Origin of the sequence: Futiania mangrovi (genome assembly GCF_024158125.1) — a bacterium.
GTDB classification, from domain to species: domain Bacteria; phylum Pseudomonadota; class Alphaproteobacteria; order Futianiales; family Futianiaceae; genus Futiania; species Futiania mangrovi.
In genome coordinates, this window is sequence record NZ_JAMZFT010000001.1 from 512,273 (window position 1) to 530,943 (window position 18,671).

The 18,671-nt window shown below is 69.8% G+C and carries 15 protein-coding genes; 6 read left to right on the top strand and 9 right to left on the bottom strand.

From position 1 onward, the window contains the following. Positions 1-3: 3 nt before the first annotated feature. Entirely contained in the window at positions 4-1,395 is a 1,392-nt protein-coding gene (lpdA, locus tag NJQ99_RS02580) for a dihydrolipoyl dehydrogenase (RefSeq protein ID WP_269331233.1), read from the top strand. Positions 1,396-1,423: 28 nt separating this feature from the next. Here lpdA and yghU read toward each other — a convergent pair whose 3' ends face one another. The 3 genes from yghU to NJQ99_RS02595 all read right to left on the bottom strand — a co-directional run bounded on the left by yghU (position 1,424) and on the right by NJQ99_RS02595 (position 5,845). Next, positions 1,424-2,296, bottom strand: coding sequence for a glutathione-dependent disulfide-bond oxidoreductase (yghU, locus tag NJQ99_RS02585; RefSeq protein WP_269331234.1), 873 nt, complete (start codon positions 2,294-2,296; stop codon positions 1,424-1,426). A 118-nt stretch (positions 2,297-2,414) separates the two neighbouring features. Next, positions 2,415-4,007 (bottom strand): gamma-glutamyltransferase family protein, encoded by a 1,593-nt coding sequence (locus NJQ99_RS02590; protein WP_269331235.1) that lies wholly within the window; start codon positions 4,005-4,007, stop codon positions 2,415-2,417. Positions 4,008-4,021: 14 nt separating this feature from the next. Continuing rightward, positions 4,022-5,845: a gamma-glutamyltransferase family protein gene (locus NJQ99_RS02595; RefSeq protein WP_269331236.1), complete on the bottom strand. Its 1,824-nt coding sequence runs from the start codon at positions 5,843-5,845 to the stop codon at positions 4,022-4,024. An 89-nt stretch (positions 5,846-5,934) separates the two neighbouring features. Between NJQ99_RS02595 and NJQ99_RS02600 the strand changes: the two genes are divergently transcribed. The 4 genes from NJQ99_RS02600 (at position 5,935) to NJQ99_RS02615 (ending at position 11,515) form a co-directional block, all read left to right on the top strand. Beyond that, the gene (locus NJQ99_RS02600) at positions 5,935-6,678 is read left to right on the top strand and encodes a GntR family transcriptional regulator (protein ID WP_269331237.1); all 744 of its coding nucleotides are present in this window, start codon (positions 5,935-5,937) and stop codon (positions 6,676-6,678) included. Continuing rightward, positions 6,675-8,390: a thiamine pyrophosphate-binding protein gene (locus NJQ99_RS02605; protein WP_269331238.1), complete on the top strand. Its 1,716-nt coding sequence runs from the start codon at positions 6,675-6,677 to the stop codon at positions 8,388-8,390. The genes NJQ99_RS02600 and NJQ99_RS02605 overlap by 4 nt, the downstream gene beginning before the upstream one ends. Before the next feature lie 88 nt (positions 8,391-8,478). Beyond that, positions 8,479-9,480, top strand: a complete 1,002-nt coding sequence (locus NJQ99_RS02610) for a TAXI family TRAP transporter solute-binding subunit (RefSeq protein WP_269331239.1) — start codon at positions 8,479-8,481, stop codon at positions 9,478-9,480. 88 nt (positions 9,481-9,568) lie between these two features. After that, positions 9,569-11,515 carry a TRAP transporter permease gene (locus tag NJQ99_RS02615; protein WP_269331240.1) on the top strand — a complete coding sequence of 649 codons (1,947 nt, stop codon included), beginning with the start codon at positions 9,569-9,571 and terminating at the stop codon, positions 11,513-11,515. Here NJQ99_RS02615 and NJQ99_RS02620 read toward each other — a convergent pair. Continuing rightward, entirely contained in the window at positions 11,492-12,400 is a 909-nt protein-coding gene (locus NJQ99_RS02620) for a VOC family protein (RefSeq protein WP_269331241.1), read from the bottom strand. The genes NJQ99_RS02615 and NJQ99_RS02620 overlap by 24 nt on opposite strands. A gap of 53 nt (positions 12,401-12,453) precedes the next feature. Beyond that, positions 12,454-13,923: an aminotransferase class V-fold PLP-dependent enzyme gene (locus tag NJQ99_RS02625; protein ID WP_269331242.1), complete on the bottom strand. Its 1,470-nt coding sequence runs from the start codon at positions 13,921-13,923 to the stop codon at positions 12,454-12,456. Between the two features lie 111 nt (positions 13,924-14,034). Between NJQ99_RS02625 and NJQ99_RS02630 the strand changes: the two genes are divergently transcribed. Further along, positions 14,035-14,496: an Lrp/AsnC family transcriptional regulator gene (locus NJQ99_RS02630; RefSeq protein WP_269331243.1), complete on the top strand. Its 462-nt coding sequence runs from the start codon at positions 14,035-14,037 to the stop codon at positions 14,494-14,496. A 7-nt stretch (positions 14,497-14,503) separates the two neighbouring features. On the opposite strand, the gene NJQ99_RS02635 is transcribed toward NJQ99_RS02630, so the two are convergent. The 4 genes from NJQ99_RS02635 to NJQ99_RS02650 all read right to left on the bottom strand — a co-directional run bounded on the left by NJQ99_RS02635 (position 14,504) and on the right by NJQ99_RS02650 (position 18,668). Further along, positions 14,504-15,094 carry a hypothetical protein gene (locus NJQ99_RS02635; protein WP_269331244.1) on the bottom strand — a complete coding sequence of 197 codons (591 nt, stop codon included), beginning with the start codon at positions 15,092-15,094 and terminating at the stop codon, positions 14,504-14,506. A gap of 46 nt (positions 15,095-15,140) precedes the next feature. Beyond that, a complete protein-coding gene (locus NJQ99_RS02640) occupies positions 15,141-16,163 on the bottom strand; it encodes a methionine synthase (RefSeq protein ID WP_269331245.1) in 1,023 nt (340 codons plus the stop codon). Positions 16,164-16,246: 83 nt separating this feature from the next. After that, entirely contained in the window at positions 16,247-17,131 is an 885-nt protein-coding gene (locus NJQ99_RS02645; protein WP_269331246.1) for a F0F1 ATP synthase subunit gamma, read from the bottom strand. Continuing rightward, positions 17,118-18,668, bottom strand: a complete 1,551-nt coding sequence (locus tag NJQ99_RS02650; protein WP_269331247.1) for an alternate F1F0 ATPase, F1 subunit alpha — start codon at positions 18,666-18,668, stop codon at positions 17,118-17,120. Before NJQ99_RS02650 ends, NJQ99_RS02645 begins: the two co-directional genes overlap by 14 nt. Positions 18,669-18,671 lie beyond the last annotated feature (3 nt).

Sequence of the window (18,671 nt, forward strand, 5' to 3'; positions counted from 1 at the left end):
GCCATGACCGCCATTTCCTGCACGCTGCTGGTCATCGGGGCGGGTCCCGGCGGCTATGTCTGCGCGATCCGGGCGGGTCAGCTCGGCCTCGACACGGTCATCGTGGACGCGGGCGAGGACGGCGGCACCTGCCTCAATGTCGGCTGCATCCCGTCCAAGGCGCTGATCCACGCCGCGGAGGATTATGCCCGGCTCACCCATGCCGCCGGGGACCACCCCTTCGGCCTGTCGGCGCGCGATCCGAAGATCGACCTCGCCGCCGCGATGGACTGGAAGGACGGCATCGTCGAACGGCTGCGCACGGGCGTGGGCGGTCTCCTGAAGCGCGCGGGGGTCCGCCGCATCCGGGGCGAGGCCGCGTTCCGCGACGGCAAGACCGTCGAGGTGCAGGGGCCCGACGGCACCACCACGATCCGGGCGGAGGCCGTCGTGATCGCGACGGGCGCCGCACCCGTCGCGCTGCCGGACCTTCCCTTTGGCGGCGACGTCATCTCGTCCGCGGGCGCCTTGTCGCTGCGCGAGGTACCGAAGCGGCTTGCGGTCGTCGGCGCGGGCTATATCGGGCTCGAGATCGGCACGGCCTACGCCAAGCTCGGCGCGGACGTGACGGTGGTCGAGGCCGCGGACCGCATCCTGCCGCAATACGACGCCGAACTGACGCGCCCCGTCGCGGCGAGCCTGAAGGCGCATGGCGTCACGCTCCTGCTTGGCACGAAGGTGCTGGGGCAGGGTGAGGGGGCGGGAGAGCTTCGCCTCCAGGACGCGGACGGCGCGGAGACGGTGCTGAAAGCCGACAAGATCCTCGTCGCGGTCGGGCGCAGGCCGCAGGGCGACCCCGCCAATGTTTCCACGCTCGCGCTGCCCATGGACGGCCCGTTCATCAAGGTCGACGCGCAATGCCGCACGGCGATGCGCGGGGTCTACGCCATCGGCGACGTCACCGGCGAACCGATGCTCGCCCACCGCGCCATGGCGCAGGGCGAGATGGTGGCGGAGCTTGTCGCCGGACGCCGCCGCGCCTGGGACCATCGCGCCGTGCCCGCCGTCTGCTTCACCGATCCGGAGATCGTGACGGTCGGCGAGGCGCCGGGCCCGTCTGGTGCGGGCGAGGGGCGCATCGTCGCGCGCTTCCCCTTCACGGCGAACCCGCGCGCGCTGACCCTCGGCGGCGGCGAGGGCTTCGTGCGGATCGTCGCACGCTCCGACAGCCACGAGATCCTCGGCATCCAGGCGGTCGGCACCGGCGTGGCCGAGTTCGCCGGCCAGTTCTCGCTGGCAGTCGAGATGGCGTCGCGGCTGGAGGACGTGGCCGCGACCATCCAGGCCCACCCGACACTGGGCGAGGCGTTCCAGGAAGCGGCGCTCGGCGGTCTCGGCCGCGCGCTGCACATCTGACCGGGCGGCGCCGCCCCGACGCCGCCTCTCAGCGGCCGCCGATCCTGTCCTGCGTCTTCGTCTCGAAGTCGCTGGCGTCGTGGCGCTCGTGAAGCTGCGTTTCCGGCTCGCCGAACGTGCGGTTGACCATGCGGCCGCGTTTCACCGCCGGGCGCGCGTCGATCTCCTTCGCCCAGCGCATGACGTGGGTGTAGCTCGCGACGTCGAGGAACTCCGCCGCGCTGTAGAGCCGGCCGAGCACCAGCTGCCCGTACCACGCCCATATCGCCATGTCGGCGATGGTGTAGTCCTCGCCGCCCACATGGGCATGGTTCGCGAGTTGCCTGTCGAGTACGTCCAGCTGGCGCTTCACCTCCATCGTGAAGCGGTCGATGCAGTATTCGATCTTCATCGGCGCGTAGGCGTAGAAGTGTCCGAAGCCGCCGCCGAGGTAGGGGGCGCTGCCCATCTGCCAGAACAGCCAGTTCATGCACTCGGTCCGTGCCGCGTGCTCCTTCGGCACGAAAGCGCCGAACTTCTCCGCGAGATAGAGCAGGATCGAGCCGGACTCGAACACGCGCGTCGGCGTCGCCGTGCTGCGGTCGACCATCGCCGGGATCTTGGAGTTGGGGTTCACCCCGACGAAGCCGCTGCCGAACTGCTCCCCCTCGCGGATGTTGATGAGCCAGGCGTCGTACTCCGCGCCGTCATGGCCCGCGGCCAGCAACTCCTCCAGCATCACCGTCACCTTGACCCCGTTGGGCGTGGCGAGCGAGTAGAGCTGCAGCGGGTGCTTGCCCACGGGCAGGTCCTTCTCGTGCGTCGGTCCGGCGATGGGGCGGTTGATATTGGCGAAGGCGCCGCCGCTCTCCTTCTGCCACGTCCAGACCTTCGGGGGCGTGTAGCCGGATGTGTCGGTCATGTGCATGCCTCGAACCATGAGTTGCGGATGTCGCGCTGCGCCGCGCGCTGAGGTTGGGTTCGGTGCGAGACTATAGGACGCCCGCGCCGCCAAGCGAGCCCGAAGCGGCGGGTGCCAGCTAGAACCCCGCCGCGCAACCGTCCTTGCGCGGGTCGGAACCGCCCGCGTAGCCGCCGCCGTCGAGCCGGTGGATCAGTTGCGCGCCGCCGAAGCCGAAGGCGGCGTCCGGGGCCTCCAGCGCGATGTCGTGGCCGAGAGCTGCCAGCGCCTCGACGGTCGCAGGCGCGATCGTCGTCTCGCAGGCGACGCCAAGCCCTCGCGTCACGCGCCAGCGCGGCGCGTCCGCCGCCGTCTGCACGTCCTGGCCCCAGAGCTGTGTCCTGAGCGCCATCTGGACGTGGCCCTGCGCCTGCATCGGCCCGCCCATGACGCCGAAGGACATGCGCGGCGCGCCGCCGGCCATCAGGAAGCCCGGAATGATCGTGTGGAAGGGGCGCTTGGCGGGGCCGACCTCGTTCGCGTGGCCTTTCCGCAGGTTGAAGCCGAAGCCGCGGTTCTGCAGGTGGATGCCGGTGCCGGGCACGACGACGCCAGAGCCGAAGCCCGCGTAGTTCGACTGGATGAAGGAGACCATCATGCCGTCGGCGTCGGCAGCCGACAGATAGACCGTCCCGCCCGCCCGCGGTGCGCCCGCGCCGAAATCCTGTGCGCGGGTCTCGTCGATCAGGCGCGCGCGTGCCGCCAGGTAGCCGGGGTCCAGCAGGTCCGCCGCCGTGAGCCCCATGTGCGCGGGGTCGGCGACATGTTCCTCGACATCGCGCAGCGCAAGTTTCAGCGCCTCCCACAGCAGGTGCAGGGCGCGCGGCTCGTCCGGGTCAAGCTCGCGGATTGGAGTGTGGGAGAGGAGGCCGAGCGCCATGCACGCGGCGATCCCCTGGCCGTTCGGCGGGATCTCGTGCAGATCCCAGCCGTCGAAGGACTGGCTGACCGTGCCGCACCAGTCAGGCGCGTTGGCGGCCATGTCCTCCGCGGTCAGGGCCGCGCCATGGGCCTTCGCGTCGGCGGCGATCTTCTCGGCGATGTCGCCGCGGTAGAACGCTTCGCCCTTCGTCTCGGCAATGCGGGCGAGCGTGGCGGCGGTGTCGGGAAAGCGCACGCGCTCTCCCGCCTCGGGCGCGCGGCCCCCGGCCATGAAATGCGCGGCGAAGCCTGGCTGGTCCTTCAGGATCGCCGCGCCGCGCTGCCACAGTGTCGCGATGATCGGGCTCACGTGGAAGCCGTGCTCGGCATAGCGGATGGCGGGCGCGAAGAGGTCGGCGAAGGGCAGCTTTCCGAAGCGGTCCGACAGCGCCATCCATGCGCCGACCGCGCCGGGAACCGTGACCGACTCCCAGCCGCGCTGCGGCATCGCCTTGTGCCCGGCGAAGCGCGCGGGCGTCCATGCGGCGGGCGAACGGCCCGACGCATTGAGACCGTGTAAAGCCTTGCCGTCCCACAGGATCGCGAAGGCGTCGGAGCCGAGACCGTTGCCCGTCGGCTCCAGCACGGTCAGCGCGATGGCCGTGGCGAGTGCCGCGTCGACCGCGTTGCCGCCCTTTGCCAGCATGGCAAGCCCCGCCTGGGCCGCCAGCGGGTGGGAGGTGGCAACCATGTTGTCCGCCATGACGGCGGAGCGGCGGGACGGATAGGGGCCGGTGGCCGGAAACTGCATGGAACGTAAACTCCTTATCGCCCGGCGGCGTAATTCTGCATGAAGCGGGGGTTGGACGCGGCCCGGAGCCAGCGCAGGCCCCCGCGATCCTCCTGCGAGACGGCCTGCAAACGGCCCTCCGACCAGTCGGGTCCGACCTGCACGTCGTGGCCGCGCCGCTTCAGTTCCGCGACCGTCGCTGCGGGCATGCGGCCTTCGAGCACGAGGCGGTTGGGACGCGCCTCCCGCGGCCAGAAGGAGCTTTGCCAATGCTCGGAATGGAAGGCGGGACAGTCGATGGCCTGCTGCAGGTTCATCCCCCCATGCAGCACGCGCAGCAGGAACTGCAGCGACCACTGGTCCTGCTGGTCGCCGCCCGGCGTGCCCCAGGCGAGCCACGGCTTGCCGTCGCGCAGCGCCATGGAGGGGGTCAGCGTCGTGCGCGGCCGCGCACCAGGGGTCAGCGTCGTGGCGAGCCCCGGTTCGAGCCAGAACATCTGCCCGCGCGTCGAGATCGAGAAGCCCAGCCCCGGCACTGCGGGGCTCGACTGGAACCAGCCGCCGCTCGGCGTCGCCGCGACCATGTTACCCCAGCGGTCGACCACGTCGATGTGGCAGGTGTCGCCCAGCATCGCGCCCTTGCGCGTCGTCGGTTCCTCGCCGCTTGGCTTCTTCGCCTGTCCCAGCATCTCCGCCACGCCCGGGCTGCCCGGCGCGGCGATCCGCTGGCGGGGCAGGGTGGGGGCGCGTCCGTCCGGCGATCCGGCCCGCAGTTCGGTGGAGGCGGTGTCCGCGATGAGGGTGCGCCGCGCCGCCGCATAGCCGTCCGACAGCAGCGTTTCCATCGGCACGTCGGTCACGTCCGGGTCGCCGTACCATGCCTCCCGGTCGGCGTAGGCGAGCTTGGACGCCTCCACCACCGCATGGATGAAATCCGGCCCGTCCACGGGCATTTCGTCGAGCGGCAGCCCCGAGAGCAGCGACAGCGTCTGCAGCAGCACCGGCCCCTGGCTCCACGGCCCGCACTTGGCGACACGCACATCGCCATGGTCATAGGTCACGGGGCGCTCGACCCTTGCCTCGTACCGGGCCATGTCGTCGCCGGTCAGCAGGCCGCCGTGCACCTCGCCCGACGTGTCGCGGAGCCGCGCGGTCGTGTAGAAATCGTGGATGGCGTCAGCCACGAAGCCCGTGTACCAGGCCTTGCGCGCCGCCTCGATCCGCGCCTCGCGTCCCCCGGCGGACGCGGCCTCGGCGAGGACACGCTGGTAGACCGCCGCCACGCCCGGATTGCGGATCACGTCGCCCGCCTGCGGCAGCCCGCCTGAGCAATGGATTTCCGCCGACGACGGCCACTCCGCCTCGAACATGGGCGCGACATTGGCGAGCGCCTGCGCCACCTGCGGCATCACGGGAAAGCCCGTCTCCGCATAGTGCAAGGCGGGGGCAAGCACGTCTGCAAGCTCCATCGTGCCATGCTCGGCCAGCAGGCGGCACCACGCGCCGAACGCGCCCGGCACGGTCGCAGGCAACAATCCGGTGCCCGGGATAATGTCGAGGCCGAGCCCCTGGAAATGCGCGAGCGTCGCAGCGGCGGGCACCGGGCCTTGCCCGCAGATGACGGTGACCTCCGTTGAGCCCGCGGGCGCGAGAAGGATCGGAACCTCGCCGCCGGGACCGTTCAGGTGCGGCTCCACGATCTGCAGGACGAAGCCGCCCGCGACGGCGGCGTCGAAGGCGTTGCCGCCGCGTTCCAGCACGCCCATGGCGGCGGCGGTCGCCAGCCAGTGCGTCGATGCGACCATGCCGAAACTGCCCCGCAGCTCCGGCCGCGTGGTGAACCCGGCATCCCAGACCATGTTGCGCACCCCTCTTGCGGCGTGTTTGTTTTTGTATAATCCTCTGTATACAATTTTGAAAACGCGCAAGCGTCAAGGGAGCGACTGGGGTGGCATCGGAAGCGAAGGAAGCGGGCGCGCCGTCGGCGGCCAACGCGGCTGGCCGCGCCTATGCCGTCTTGCGCGTCATGGCGATGGACTTCCGCTTCGGTCCGGGCGCCAAGATCAACGAGGCCGAACTTGCCGAGCAACTGAACGTCAGCCGCACGCCGCTGCGCGAGGCGTTGCACCGGCTCGCGTCGGAGCGGCTGGTGCTCTTTTCGCCGGGGCAGGGGTTCCGCGCGCGCACCCTCGACACGAAGGAGGTGTTCGACCTCTACGAGACCCGCCTGCAGGTCGAACTTGCCATCGTCGACCTCGCCTGCCAGCGCGCCACGCCCGACGACATCGCGGGCTTCGACCGCCACCTCGACGACGTGGCGGCCCGCATCGCCGGCGCCAGCATCGACGAGATCGTGGCCTTCGACGAACAGTTCCACGAACTGATCGCTGCCTCGACCGGCAATGAGGAGCTTGTCTGGCTGCTCAGGAACGTGAACGCACGGCTGCATTTCACGCGCTGGATCTCGACACAGGGCGCGGCCCCGACCGATGCCGAACACCGCGCCCTCGTCCAGGCGATCCGCGACGGCAACCGGTCGCGCGCGGCGGATGTTATGCGCGCCCACATCGGCAAGCGCCTCGACCAGGTGGTCGAGATCATCACGGAAGGCCACGCGCGGCTTTATCGCCGCACGCTGGAGGAAACCGGCGACATCGCCCAATTGCTCAAGAAGAAGAGGACTGCCGCATGACCGCATCCCCGCCCGCCAACCGCCTGACCGGGGCCGAGGCCTTCGTCCGGATGCTGGAGCTGCACGGGGTGGAGATCATCTTCGGCCTGTGCGGGGACACCTCGCTGCCGTTCTACGACGCGCTCTACCGGATCGGCGGCAACATCAAGCACGTGCTGACGCGGGACGAACGCTCGGCCTCCTACATGGCGGACGTTTATGCGCGCGTCTCCGGCAAGGTCGGCGTGTGCGAGGGGCCCTCGGGCGGCGGCGCCACCTACATCCTGCCTGGCGTCGTGGAAGCGAACGAAAGCTCCATCGCCCTGCTCTCGATCACGACCGACATCGGAACGGGCTCGCGCGGGCGCTATGCGCTGACCGAGCTTGACCAGAAGGCGCTCTTTGCGCCGCTGACCAAGTGGAACGAGGTGATCGGGGCGAGCGGCGACGTGCCGCGTATGCTGCGCCGCGCCTTCCGCGAAATGACGACGGGCAAGCCCGGTGCCGTTCATCTCGGCCTGCCGTTCGACGTGCAAAAGGGCGAGGTTGACGAGAAGGAGCTTTACGGCGACCCGGCGCTGGGGGTCTTCCCGTCCTACCGGTCGGGTGCGGCCTCCGACAGCGTGGCGGCCGCGGCCAAGGCGCTGGTCGAGGCGGAGCGTCCGCTCATCATCTGCGGCGGCGGGCCGGTGATCGCGCGCGCACAGACGGAGCTTGAAAGCCTGGCGGAGCGCCTCGGCGCGGTGGTCGCCACGACGATCAGCGGGCAGGGCGCGATCCTCGACACGCACCCGCTGGCGCTGGGCGTGGTGGGGTCCAACGGCGGCTGCGCGGAGACGCGCGCGGTCGTGGACGACGCCGACCTGATCCTGATGGTCGGGTGCCGGGCGGGGTCGGTGACGACCGAACGCTGGCGGCATCCGGCGCCGGGCAAGGCGCGCATCCTCCATCTCGACGCCGACGCGGGCGTGATCGGCGCGAACTACCCGACCGAGGTCGCCATGCTGGGCGACGCGAAGCTGACGCTTGCCGCGCTCGACGCCGCGGTCGCCGCGATCCTCGACGGCACGAGCCGGTCGGACGCCCGCGCGCGCGACGCGGTGGCGGAGGCCAAGGCCACGAAGTTCGCCCGATTCCGCGAGATCGCAGAGAGCACGCAAACGCCGATCCGGCCCGAGCGGGTGGTGCGCGAGATGCAGGACCTCTTGCCCGCCGACGCCATCGTGATCGCCGATCCGGGCACGCCATGCCCATATCTCTCGGCCTATTACGAGCTTTCCGACGCCCGCGGCCGGCTTATCTCCAACCGTGCGCACGGCGCGCTCGGCTACTCGCTGCCGGCGGTGCTGGGTGCGCACAAGGCGCGGCCCGACCAGAAATGCGTGGCGATGATGGGCGACGGTTCCTTCGGCTTCAACGCGGGCGAGCTCGAGACGCTGGTGCGCGAGGACGCGCCGGTCACGCTGATCGTCATGTCCAATTCGGTGTTCGGCTGGATCAAGGCCGGTCAGAACTCGGGCTTCGGCCAGCGCTTCTACTCCGTCGATTTCAACCGTACCGACCATGCCCGCGTGGCGGAAGCCTTCGGTGTCAAGGCCTGGACCGTGCGCGAGGCGTCCGAGCTTCGGCCCGCGCTGAAGGCCGCGTTCGAGCACGGCGGTCCCAGCCTCGTCGACATCCACAGCCAGCCGCTGCACGAGGCGGCGGCACCGGTGACCGAGTGGATTGCCTGACCCTGTTGCGGAAAACCCCGGGCGCACGAGGAGTGGGGCGCTGGTGTCCGGGACGAACGACAACCCCCCGCATGACAAGGAGAGTTCGATGACCAGTCAGATCTTCAAGCCGTCGCGGCGCGATGCGCTGCTTCTCGGCCTCGGGACCGCGGTGGCGTCCACGGGCCTTCTGCGGGCGACGACCTCGCTCGCGCAGCAGAGCTTCCAGTGGGGCTCGTCTTCCATCGGGTCGACGGGCTACGTGATCATGGAAGGCCTCGCCTCCACCGTGAACCGTCACACCGACCTGCAGAACGCCTCCATGGCGACCTCGGGCGGAACTGAGAACATGCAGCTCTTCCACGAGGGCGTGATCCAGTTCGGCCAGACGACCTCGACCGACTGGCTCCCGGCGTCCAGGGGCGAGGCGCCCTATCCGCAGCCGATCACCGTGCACCAGATGTTCGCCTACACGCTGTTCAACTGCACCCCGATGGTGCGCGCCGACAGCGACATCCAGACCCTCGACGACCTGAAGGGCCGGCGCTGCATGCCCTCGCCCGCGGGCTCCTCGACGGCGACCATGTGGCGCGTGCTGTTCGAGGCGGCGGGCATCAAGGATGAGGTCGAGTGGACCTACGGCTCCTGGCGCGAGAGCTATGACGCGCTGCGGGGCGGCGCGGTCGACTGCATCCCGTCGCTGCTGACCAACGGACGCCCCTCGCCGATCATGTCGGAGCTGGCGACGACGGTGCCCGTGCGCATCCTGCCGATCCCGGACGAGGTGATGAAGAAGGCGCGTGCGCTGAACCCCGGCATCTCGCGCGGCATCATCCCGGCGGGCGCGGCCGGCCTCAAGGAAGAGACGGGCGCGGCTTCGTTCTCCGGCGTGCTTGGCGCCTCTCCGAACGTGTCGGAGGAACACGCCTACCAGGTCATCAAGGCGGTCTTCGACAATGCCGAGGAGGTCCGCAACCTCGGCGTCCAGTTCAAGGACATCGCCATCGACTTCGCCGCGGAGTACCTCGTTGCAGGCTTCCCGATCCACAAGGGCGCCGCGCGGTACTTCAAGGAGAAGGGCGTCTGGCGCGACGACATGGTCCAGGGCTGACGTCCGCGTGACGTCCTGAGGACATCGTTCTAGGCTGGTCATGGGCGGCGTTGCGGCGCCGCCCGTGGCGCTTTCGGGGGAGCCGGGCATGAGCCTGTCGCGCGCTGTCGGAAAATATGCGGGGGGAGCCCCGGTGTGGGTGGGCTTGCCGCTGATCCTCGCCTCGCTGGCGTTCGTCAGCGTGCACATGGTCCAGGTGCTTGAGTACGTGCTGCCCGCAGGACAGTTCAAGATCGCACACCTGGGCGGCGCGCTGGTCATCGTGTTCCTGGCGATGGCAGGCAAGGCGCCGGGCCTTGCAGGCCGGCTGTTCAACGCGGTGCTCGCGGTCGCGGCGACGGTCGCGCTGCTCTACGTGTGGACGGAGCACGAGGCGCTGACCTCCATGCGCTCCTTCCTGCCGAACCGGACCGATTTCTGGATCGCGGTGCTGCTGCTGGGCCTCGCGCTCTGGGCCTGCGTGCGCGAGTGGGGCTGGGTCGTCAGCGCCATCGCCATCGCGGGCCTGCTCTACGGCTATTTCGGGCAGTCGATGCCGCAAGGGCTGCTCTACCACGGCGGCATGAGCATCAACCGGCTCGTCGGCTATACGTCCATTCCCTATTTCAGCGGCCTGCTCGGCAACCTGACGGAGCTCTCGGCGGGCACCATCTTCCCCTTCATGCTGCTGGCGGCGGGGCTGACGGCGACGGGCTGCGTCGACTTCATCATGCAGATCGCCTACCGCATCGGCGGCAAGACGCGCGCGGGGCCCGCGCAGATGGCTGTCATCTCGTCCGGCTTCATGGGCATGGTCTCAGGGTCGTCGGTGGCGAACGTCGCGTCCACCGGGGCGCTGACCATTCCGCTGATGAAGCGGGTGGGCTTCTCCGGCCCCTTCGCGGGCGCGGTGGAGGCGGTTGCATCCACCGGCGGCCAGATCACGCCGCCCGTCATGGGGCTCGCGGCGTTCCTGATCGTCGGCCTGACCGGAATCCCGTTTTCCGAGGTGATCGTCGCGGCGGTGTTCCCGGCGGCGATCTACTACCTCTACTTGATGGTCGCGGTGCACCTGCGCGCGGTGAAGATGGGCGTCAACGCGGCGGGCGACCCGACGGTCGCGGCCGAACTCGAGACCGGTGAGCCGGTGCTGCGGGCCTGCGCCCGGCATCTGCATTTCTTCGTGGCCATGACCTATCTCGTCGTGGTGCTGATCGCGACGAACCTGCCGGGCCGCACCGCGATCGAGGCGACGGGGATCCTGCTCGCCCTGTTCGTCCTGCGGGAGTTGGTCTTTGCCTGGCGGGGTGCGGGTGAGATTGCGCGCGGGCTCGGCCACCTGATCGTCGAGATGGCGACCAAGGGCGCGCTGGTCGGCGCGCAGGTCGCGATCGTGGTGGCGGTGATCGGCGTGATGGTCGACATCCTGGCCGTGACGGGCTTTGCACAGAAGCTGTCGTTCTGGATGCTGGAGCTTGCGGGCGGCAACCTCGCCCTGCTGCTGGCGGTCGCGGCGCTTGCGTGCCTCGCGTTCGGGCTCGGGCTGCCGACGTCGGCCTCCTATATCCTGGTGGCGCTGCTGGGCGCGCCCGCGCTCGTCGACCTCGGCATCCCGCTGCTGGCCGCGCACATGTTCGTGTTCTTCTTCGCGAACGTGTCCGCGATCACGCCGCCTGTCGCCGTCTCCTGCCTCGTCGCGGCGAAGATTGCGGACGCGGGCTTCTTCCGGACGAGCTTCATCGCGGTCAGGCTCGGCCTGCCGGGCTTCATCCTGCCTTTCATCTTCGCGGTGCATCCGGAACTTCTGGGCCTCGACACGACGCTCGCCATGGCAGCGCTGTGGGCGGTGATGGCGCTGGCGGGCGTGGTCGCGCTCAACCTGATGCTCGAAGGCTACATGTTCGCGCCGCTAGGCTGGCTGGAGCGCGCGCTGCTGCTGCCGGCGGCGGCCGGCCTGCTGCATCCCAGCATCTGGGCGTCGGTGATCGGACTTGCGCTCTTTGCCGTGGTGGCGGGCGTGAGCTGGACCCGTTCAACCCGTGAAGCGGCTGCGTGACCCGGGGCCGAGGATTTCGAGGAACCCGCCCAGCGCCTCGGGCAGCCGGTAGAGCATCCTTCCGCCGTCGTCCTCCGCGGGGGCGAGGCCTGCCTCCTCGAAATGCGCCCTCGTGCGCGCGAGGTCGGCGCTACGCAGTGTGAGTGCCGCGATCCAGGGCGCGGGGCAGTCGCAGGGGGCTGCGGGCAGCACCTCGCCCACGCGCGCCGTCTCGGTGAAGGCGAGCCAGCCGCGGTCGTGGGTCAGAACGTTCACGGCCGGCCGGGGCATGCTGCGCGTGCCGCCCGCGAACGCCGCGAACCGCGCGACGGCCTCCGCCGGATCGGGCATGACGAGCAGCGTCCCCTCCAGGCCCAAGATCGCGTTCGGCTGGTCCGTCCAGCGCTCCTGCCAGACGATGTCGGGCGTATGGTGGGCAAGCACCTGGATGCGCCCCTCGGGCATCTTCTCCGGGGGCACGCGAACGACGGAGAAGGCGGCCTCCGCCGTGCCGCCGCCGGGCAGGTCGACCGGGCGGCGCAGCGCCACGGGCGGATCGGGTTCGAACCCGCCCTCGGCCAGCCGCGCCACCGCGGCGTCGAGGTTTCCCGCCACATAGGCGATCAGGTGCAGGCCAGGATACCGCGCGACGGCGGCCTTCAGGCGGTCGGAGAGCGGGGTGGGCGTCACGGCCGTGAGGATTTCCACATAGCCCGCCCGCAGCATGATGCAGCGGTTGGCCGTGCCCGCCGGGACGGGACCGTCCGGACCCTGGTTCCGCTGGTGTGTGAAGGGCGTGAGGACGAAGCCCATCGCCTGCAGCAGCGTTTCCGCCGCGCCCATGTCGGCGACGAAGAACGCGACGTGATCGAGGAAAATGCCGTCGCCCTCGGGAAGTTGCCCCATCTCTTGTCCCATCCCTGCCTGTTTTCCGGGTCTTGCCGCCCGTGATAGCGCGCTCAGGCCTCTGCGGCCAGCGCCGGGGCAGGCGTGCGCGCGCGAAAACGGGCGGTCGCCGGGTCGGCGTCGTAGTGGGCGGCCCATCGGCTTGCGGTGCGTGCGATGTCGGCAACGCCCGCGAGGATGCGGTCGGCTTCTGCGTCGGTGTGCAGATAGCTGAGGTTGAGCCGCACCCAGCCGGGCTTTTCCAACTCGTGACCCGCGGAGAGCCGGTCGAACAGCGCGTCCGACGCCTCCCGGTCGATGCCGAGCAGGCGGTGCGCATAGGGCCCCGCGCACGCACACCCGCCGCGCGCCTGGATGCCGTGCACGTCGCTCAGTATCCGCGTGACGAGTTGATGGTGGACGGGGGCGCCATCCGTGCCGCGCACCCGGAAGGCGAAGATCGGCAGCGCCTTCGGGGACTCTCCCGGCCCCAGCAGGTCGAGGCCGGGGACGTCTCGCCACGCCGCATGGGCAAGCGCGCGCAGCGCGGCGTCGCGGACGCCGATCGTCTCTGTCCCGATCGCCTCCTTGACCAGAAGCACCAGCGCCGCGCGGATGTCGCCCACGACATTTGGCGTGCCCGCCTCCTCCCGCGCCGAAAGCGACGCGCTGTAGGCATGGCGCCAGGGCGAAACGAAGCTGACCGTGCCGCCGCCCGGCGCGGTCGGTGTTTCGCGCCGCGCGACTGTGTCCCGCACGATGAGCAGGCCCGAGGCACCGGGGCCGCCCGGAAACTTGTGTGGGGACAGGACGATGGCGTCCTTCGCCGCCGCGCCGTCGCCCATGTCCATCGGCAGGTAGGGGCCGCCGCCGGCATAATCCCAGATCGCGAGCGCGCCGTGTGCCTTGATCGTGCGCGTCACAGCATCGACGTCCGCCAGCACGCCGGTCACGTTCGACGCCGCCGAGAACGCCCCGACGACCAGGTCCGCGCCGGAAGCGTCCTTGAGCGCCGCCTCCAACGCCTCCAGGTCCACGCCGCCACCCGCGGCTTCCGGTATCTCGACCACCTCGGCCCCGCTTTCCCGCCAGGGGAGGATGTTGGAATGATGCTCGTAAGGGCCTGTCAGAACCCGGACATGGCGGCCCGTGCGCACCAGCCCCTCGACGTCGAGCAGCCGCACGATCCTGTTGATGCCCGCGGTCGCGCCGGAACCCGCGAAGACCACGTGGCAATCGGGTCCCGCGTTCACTGCGCGGGCGACGACGCGCCGCGCCGCCTCACGCATGCGGGTCATGGTCATGCCGCAGTGCGAGGCCTCCGTATGGCTGTTCGCGTACCAGGGCAGGACCTCTTCCATCACGAAGGACTCGACCTGCCTCAGTGCGCGGCCCGAGGCCACGTAGTCGGCATAGAGCAGGGGGCGTGGACCGAACGGCCCGTCGAACACGGCATCCGCGCCGATCAAGCCTCTCCGCACCGTCTCGAGCGGATCGGGACCGGCGAGCGCGGCACGAAACGCATCGAATGGGCAGGGCTGCATCTGACGACTCCCGATCCGGTGATCAATATCGGGAGAGTATGACGATTTGTGTGGATATTTTTCCCAATATCATCGGCTTGACGCCAGATTGATGTGTCATATGATCGATAAATGCCGATCAAACTGGATCAGAAAGACCGTGACATCCTGAACGCCCTTCAGCGCGACGCCGGCCAGTCGCAGCGCGAGCTGGCGGAGCGCGTCGGTCTTTCGCAGAACGCCTGCTGGCGGCGGCTGAAGCTGCTGGAGGAGGCAGGCGTGATCCGCGGGCGCAAGCTGCTGCTCGACCGCGACGCGCTGGGGCTGTCGCTCGTCGTCTTCACGATGATACGCACCCGGCGGCATTCGGCGGACTGGCTGGCGCAGTTCCGTCAGCACGTCGCCACCATTCCGGATATCGTCGACTTCTACCGGATCGGCGGCGACTACGACTACATGCTGCGGATCGTGACGCGGGACATGAAGAGCTTCGACCGGGTCTACCAGCGCCTGATCGACAAGCTCGACCTCGATGCCGTGACCTCCTATTTCGCGATGGAGGCGATTTCCGAGGACCGGCCGCTGCCGCTCTGACCTCCTGTCACTCGCGGCGGTCGTGCAGGTCTGCGCGAAGCCTGTCGAGGTCCTCGCGGTACGCCTCCGCATCCCCGAAGTCCGCGAAACGCGGATAGCGTGCGTGGGCGCCGGCCAGCCGCTGCGCGTGCTTGATCGGGCACCAGTACTGCTCGGTGCGCGATGCGATCTCGCGGACATAGGCGATCAGACCGTTGGCATAGGCGCAATAGACGCAGTTCAGCTTCTCGACCGCGTTCAGATAGCCGAGCTTGTGCCGGTCGAAGACGATGTAGTCGCGCCGCCTCACCTTAGCGATCCGGTAGACCGGGAAGCAGACTGCCTGGTACACGGTGACGAACAGGTCGAGCAGCGCCAGCGGGACGACGACCGCATAGATGAACGGCGCGGTGAGGATCACCAGCGGCTGCGCACCCGCGATGTAGCTCAGCACGCGCGTGCGCAGCGCCTTGTGGCGCGCGAGGATTTCTTCCTCGAAGACGATCCGCCCCCGCTCGATCCGGTATTCGAGGTCAGTTTGGCGGGCGGCGAGTTCGTTCTCCAGTTCGTCCTCGAGGTCGTGGATGCGCTCCATCAGGTCTGCAATGCGGCTGGACATCCGTGGGCACTCCTGCGTTGACGGGTGGGGGTAGGCTGACCCTCCGTCAGCCGCCGAGGTCCTTGCGCAACAGGGCCGCCCCCGCCGCAAGGGCGCGCAGCTTGCCTCGGGCCACCTCGCGGGGCAGGGGCGCCATGCCGCAATTGGTGCACGCCTGGACGCGGTGCGGGTCGGCGTGCTTCAGGGCCTCGCGCAGGGTGGCGGCGACCTGCTCCGGCGTCTCGACCTCGCGGCTGGCGACGTCGATCGCACCCACCAGCAACTCCTTGTCCGGCAGCAGGCCGATCAGCGAGACGGGCACGTGGCTGTTGGCACATTCGAGCGAGACCTGGTCGATGCGGCTGGCGTTCAGCGCGGGGAAGATCTCCTCGTACTGGCGCCATTCGTCGCCGAGGGTCTTCTTCCAGTCGATGTTGGCCTGGATGCCGTAGCCGTAGCAGATGTGGACGGCCGTCTTGCATCTGAGGCCCTCGGCCGCGCGTTCCAGCGCGGCGACGCCCCAGTCCTTCACGTCCTTCATGAACACGTTGAACGCGGGCTCGTCGAACTGGATCACGTCGGCGCCGAGCGCCTCCAGCTCGCGGGCTTCCTCGTTGAGGATCTCCGCAAACGCCATCGCCATCTCCGGCCGGTCACGGTAATGGCCGTTGGCGATGGTGTCGCAGATCGTCATGGGGCCGGGCAGGGTGACTTTCAGCCCGCGCTGCGTGTGCGGGCGGATGTAGGCCACCTCCGCGCTGTGCACCGGTCCCTTGCGCCGGACCGGTCCCGTCACGGTCGGCACGTCCACGACATAGCGGTTGTCGCGGATGCCCATCTTCGTCCTCTTCTGCCAGTCGATGCCCTCGACCTTCTCCAGGAAGCCATGGACGAAATGGACGCGGAACTGCTCCCCCTCCGTCACGACGTCGATGCCCGCGTCCTCCTGCTCCTTGATCCAGAGCAGGGCCGCATCGCGCTGCGCCTCGACGAGGTTCTGGCCCTCGAACTTCCAGGGGGCCCAAAGCTTTTCCGGTTCCGCCAGCCAGAACGGTTTCGGCAGGCTCCCGGCGATTGTCGTTTTCAGCATCCCCGCATCTCCCTTCGCGCGCGTGTTCGTCGATGCCATGACATGCGCCCCGCGCGTCGCTTGTCCAGTATCCTCGGCGGAGGTCACCCCTGCGCCGCCTCGTAGCCCGCGGCAAGGTCGAGGAGTTCGGACGTGATCGCCTCCTGGCGCATCCGGCTGAACGCAGCCTCCAGGTCGGCCAGCCGCTCCTCGATGTTGCGGTCGGCGGCCTGCATGGCGGCGAGCCGGGTCGCATGCTCGCTCGCCAGGGAGTCCGCTCCGGCGCGGTAGAGGTTTGCAAACATCAGTTCCCGTGCCAGCTCGGCGAAAAGCGCCTTCCGGTCCATTGTGAACATTGGCGGGCCGCGGGCGGGCCAGGCGCGCCCCGCGAGTTGGGAGAGATAGGCCTCGCTGAGGGGGGCAAGGGATCGGGAGGCCGGCCTCGACCTGGCGCCCTCCGCCATCCGCCGGTTGAAGTAGACGCGGATCGTGCCCGCACCCTCCGCCGTGCGCCAGCTTTCGAGCTGGATGAGGATCGCCTGCGACATGCGGACGAGGCCGTCGACGCCCCCCGGCATCGTCTCGACGATGGAGGGTGTGCGGCCCAGCGCTACCAGCCGGTCCGCGGCACGCACCCCCGCGGCGAGGATCAGGGGCGGGGGCTCGCCGGCATGGGCGCGCGCGCGCAGGTCGTGGTCGGCAAAGCGGGCCACGGCCTCGTTGAACCGCCCGCACAAGCCCCGGTCGGACCCGAGGACGACCGCGACCCGGCGCCCGGCGGGTGCGGGGGTCGTGCGCATGGCGCCCGCATGGCCAGCGAGGACGGCCTGCAGCCCAAGCTCCACAGTGCGATGATAGTCGTGCATGGCAGCGGATGCGCGCTCGTACTGCCGGATGCTGACGGCGGACAGGGCCTTCATCGTGCGGACAACGCCGCGGATGTCGCCCGTCGTCTCGATGCGGCCGGCAAGCGTCTCAAGGGTGTCCATGATCGCCTCCCGCGCGGTCGACGAGGCCGGCCGAGGCGAGCGCATCGCGCAGGCCGTCGAGGAGAGCCTCCCGGTCGGCCCGGGCCAGCGGCGCCTCGGTCGCCAGTCGTGCGGCGAGGCCGTCCGGATCACGCCGGACGCGCTGGCGTATCGCGCGTTCCGCCTCTGCACAGCGTTCGAGCGCGACCTCGTCGAGCAGGCCCTCCGTGGTGGCGAGCAGGACGGCGATCTGCTCGGCCACGCTCAGGTGGTCCCGCTCCGGTTGGCGCAGGATCGCGCGCACGCGGCGGCCGCGCTCCAGCGTGCGGCGGGTTTCGGCGTCGAGCTGCGTTCCGAAGCGGGCAAAGGTTTCCAGCTCCTCGAACTGCGCGTAGGCAAGCCGCAGGTCGCCCGCGACGGCGCGGTAGGCGGGGTGCTGTGCCTTGCCGCCGACGCGGGAGACAGAGCGGCCGATGTCCACGGCCGGCAGCTGTCCGCGCGCGAACAGCGCGGGCGAGAGGAACACCTGTCCGTCCGTGATGGAGATCAGGTTGGTCGGGATGTAGGCGGAGATGTTCTGCGCCTGCGTCTCGATCACAGGCAGAGCGGTCAGCGAGCCGCCGCCGTGCTCGGGCCGCAGGCGGGTTGCGCGCTCCAGCAGGCGGGCATGGATGTGGAAGATGTCTCCCGGATAGGCCTCGCGTCCCGGCGGGCGGCGCAGCAGCAGCGACAGCTCCCGATAGGCGCGGGCGTGGCGCGTGAGATCGTCGTAGACGATCAGCACGTCGGTGCCATGCTCCATGAACGCTTCCGCCATCGCGGTCGCGGCATAGGGGGCGAGGTATTGCAGGCCCGGCGCGTCCTCGCCGCCCGCCACCACGACGACGGTGCGCTTCAGGGCGCCTGCGTCCCGCAAGGTGGCGATCACCCGCACCACCGATGCCGCCCGCTGGCCGATGGCGCAATAGACCGATACGACGCCCGTGTCCTTCTGGTTGAGTATGGTATCGAGCGCGACCGAGGTCTTGCCGGTCTGGCGGTCCCCCAGGATCAGTTCCCGCTGGCCGCGCCCGATGGGGATTGTCGCGTCGATTGCCTTGATCCCGGTCTGCAGAGGAACCGAGACGGGCGCGCGGTGCATGATCGGCGGCGCCGGGCGGTCGACCGGGCGGCGCGCGGCGGCGTCGATCCGGCCCAGGTCGTCGAGCGGGCGGCCCAGCGGATCGACGACGCGGCCGAGCAGGGCGGGGCCGACGGGCGTATCCGCGACACGTCCGGTGCGCCGGACGGCTGCGCCCTCCCGGATCTCGTCGGACGGGCCGAGCAGGACGACCCCGGCCTCGCGTCCGTCCAGGTCGGTCGCCATGCCGTGCAGTCCTCCGGGAAACGCGACGAGTTCGCCTGCACGAAGCTCGCTGAAGCCGGCGATCGCCGCGACGCCCTTGCCGACGCGCAGGACGCGGGCTGTCTCTCCCATCTCGAGGCGCAGGCGCGTCTCCTTCGCCGCCCGGTCGAGGCCGGTGGCAATCTCCTCGGCGAGGCCCTTCAGTCCGCCCATTGC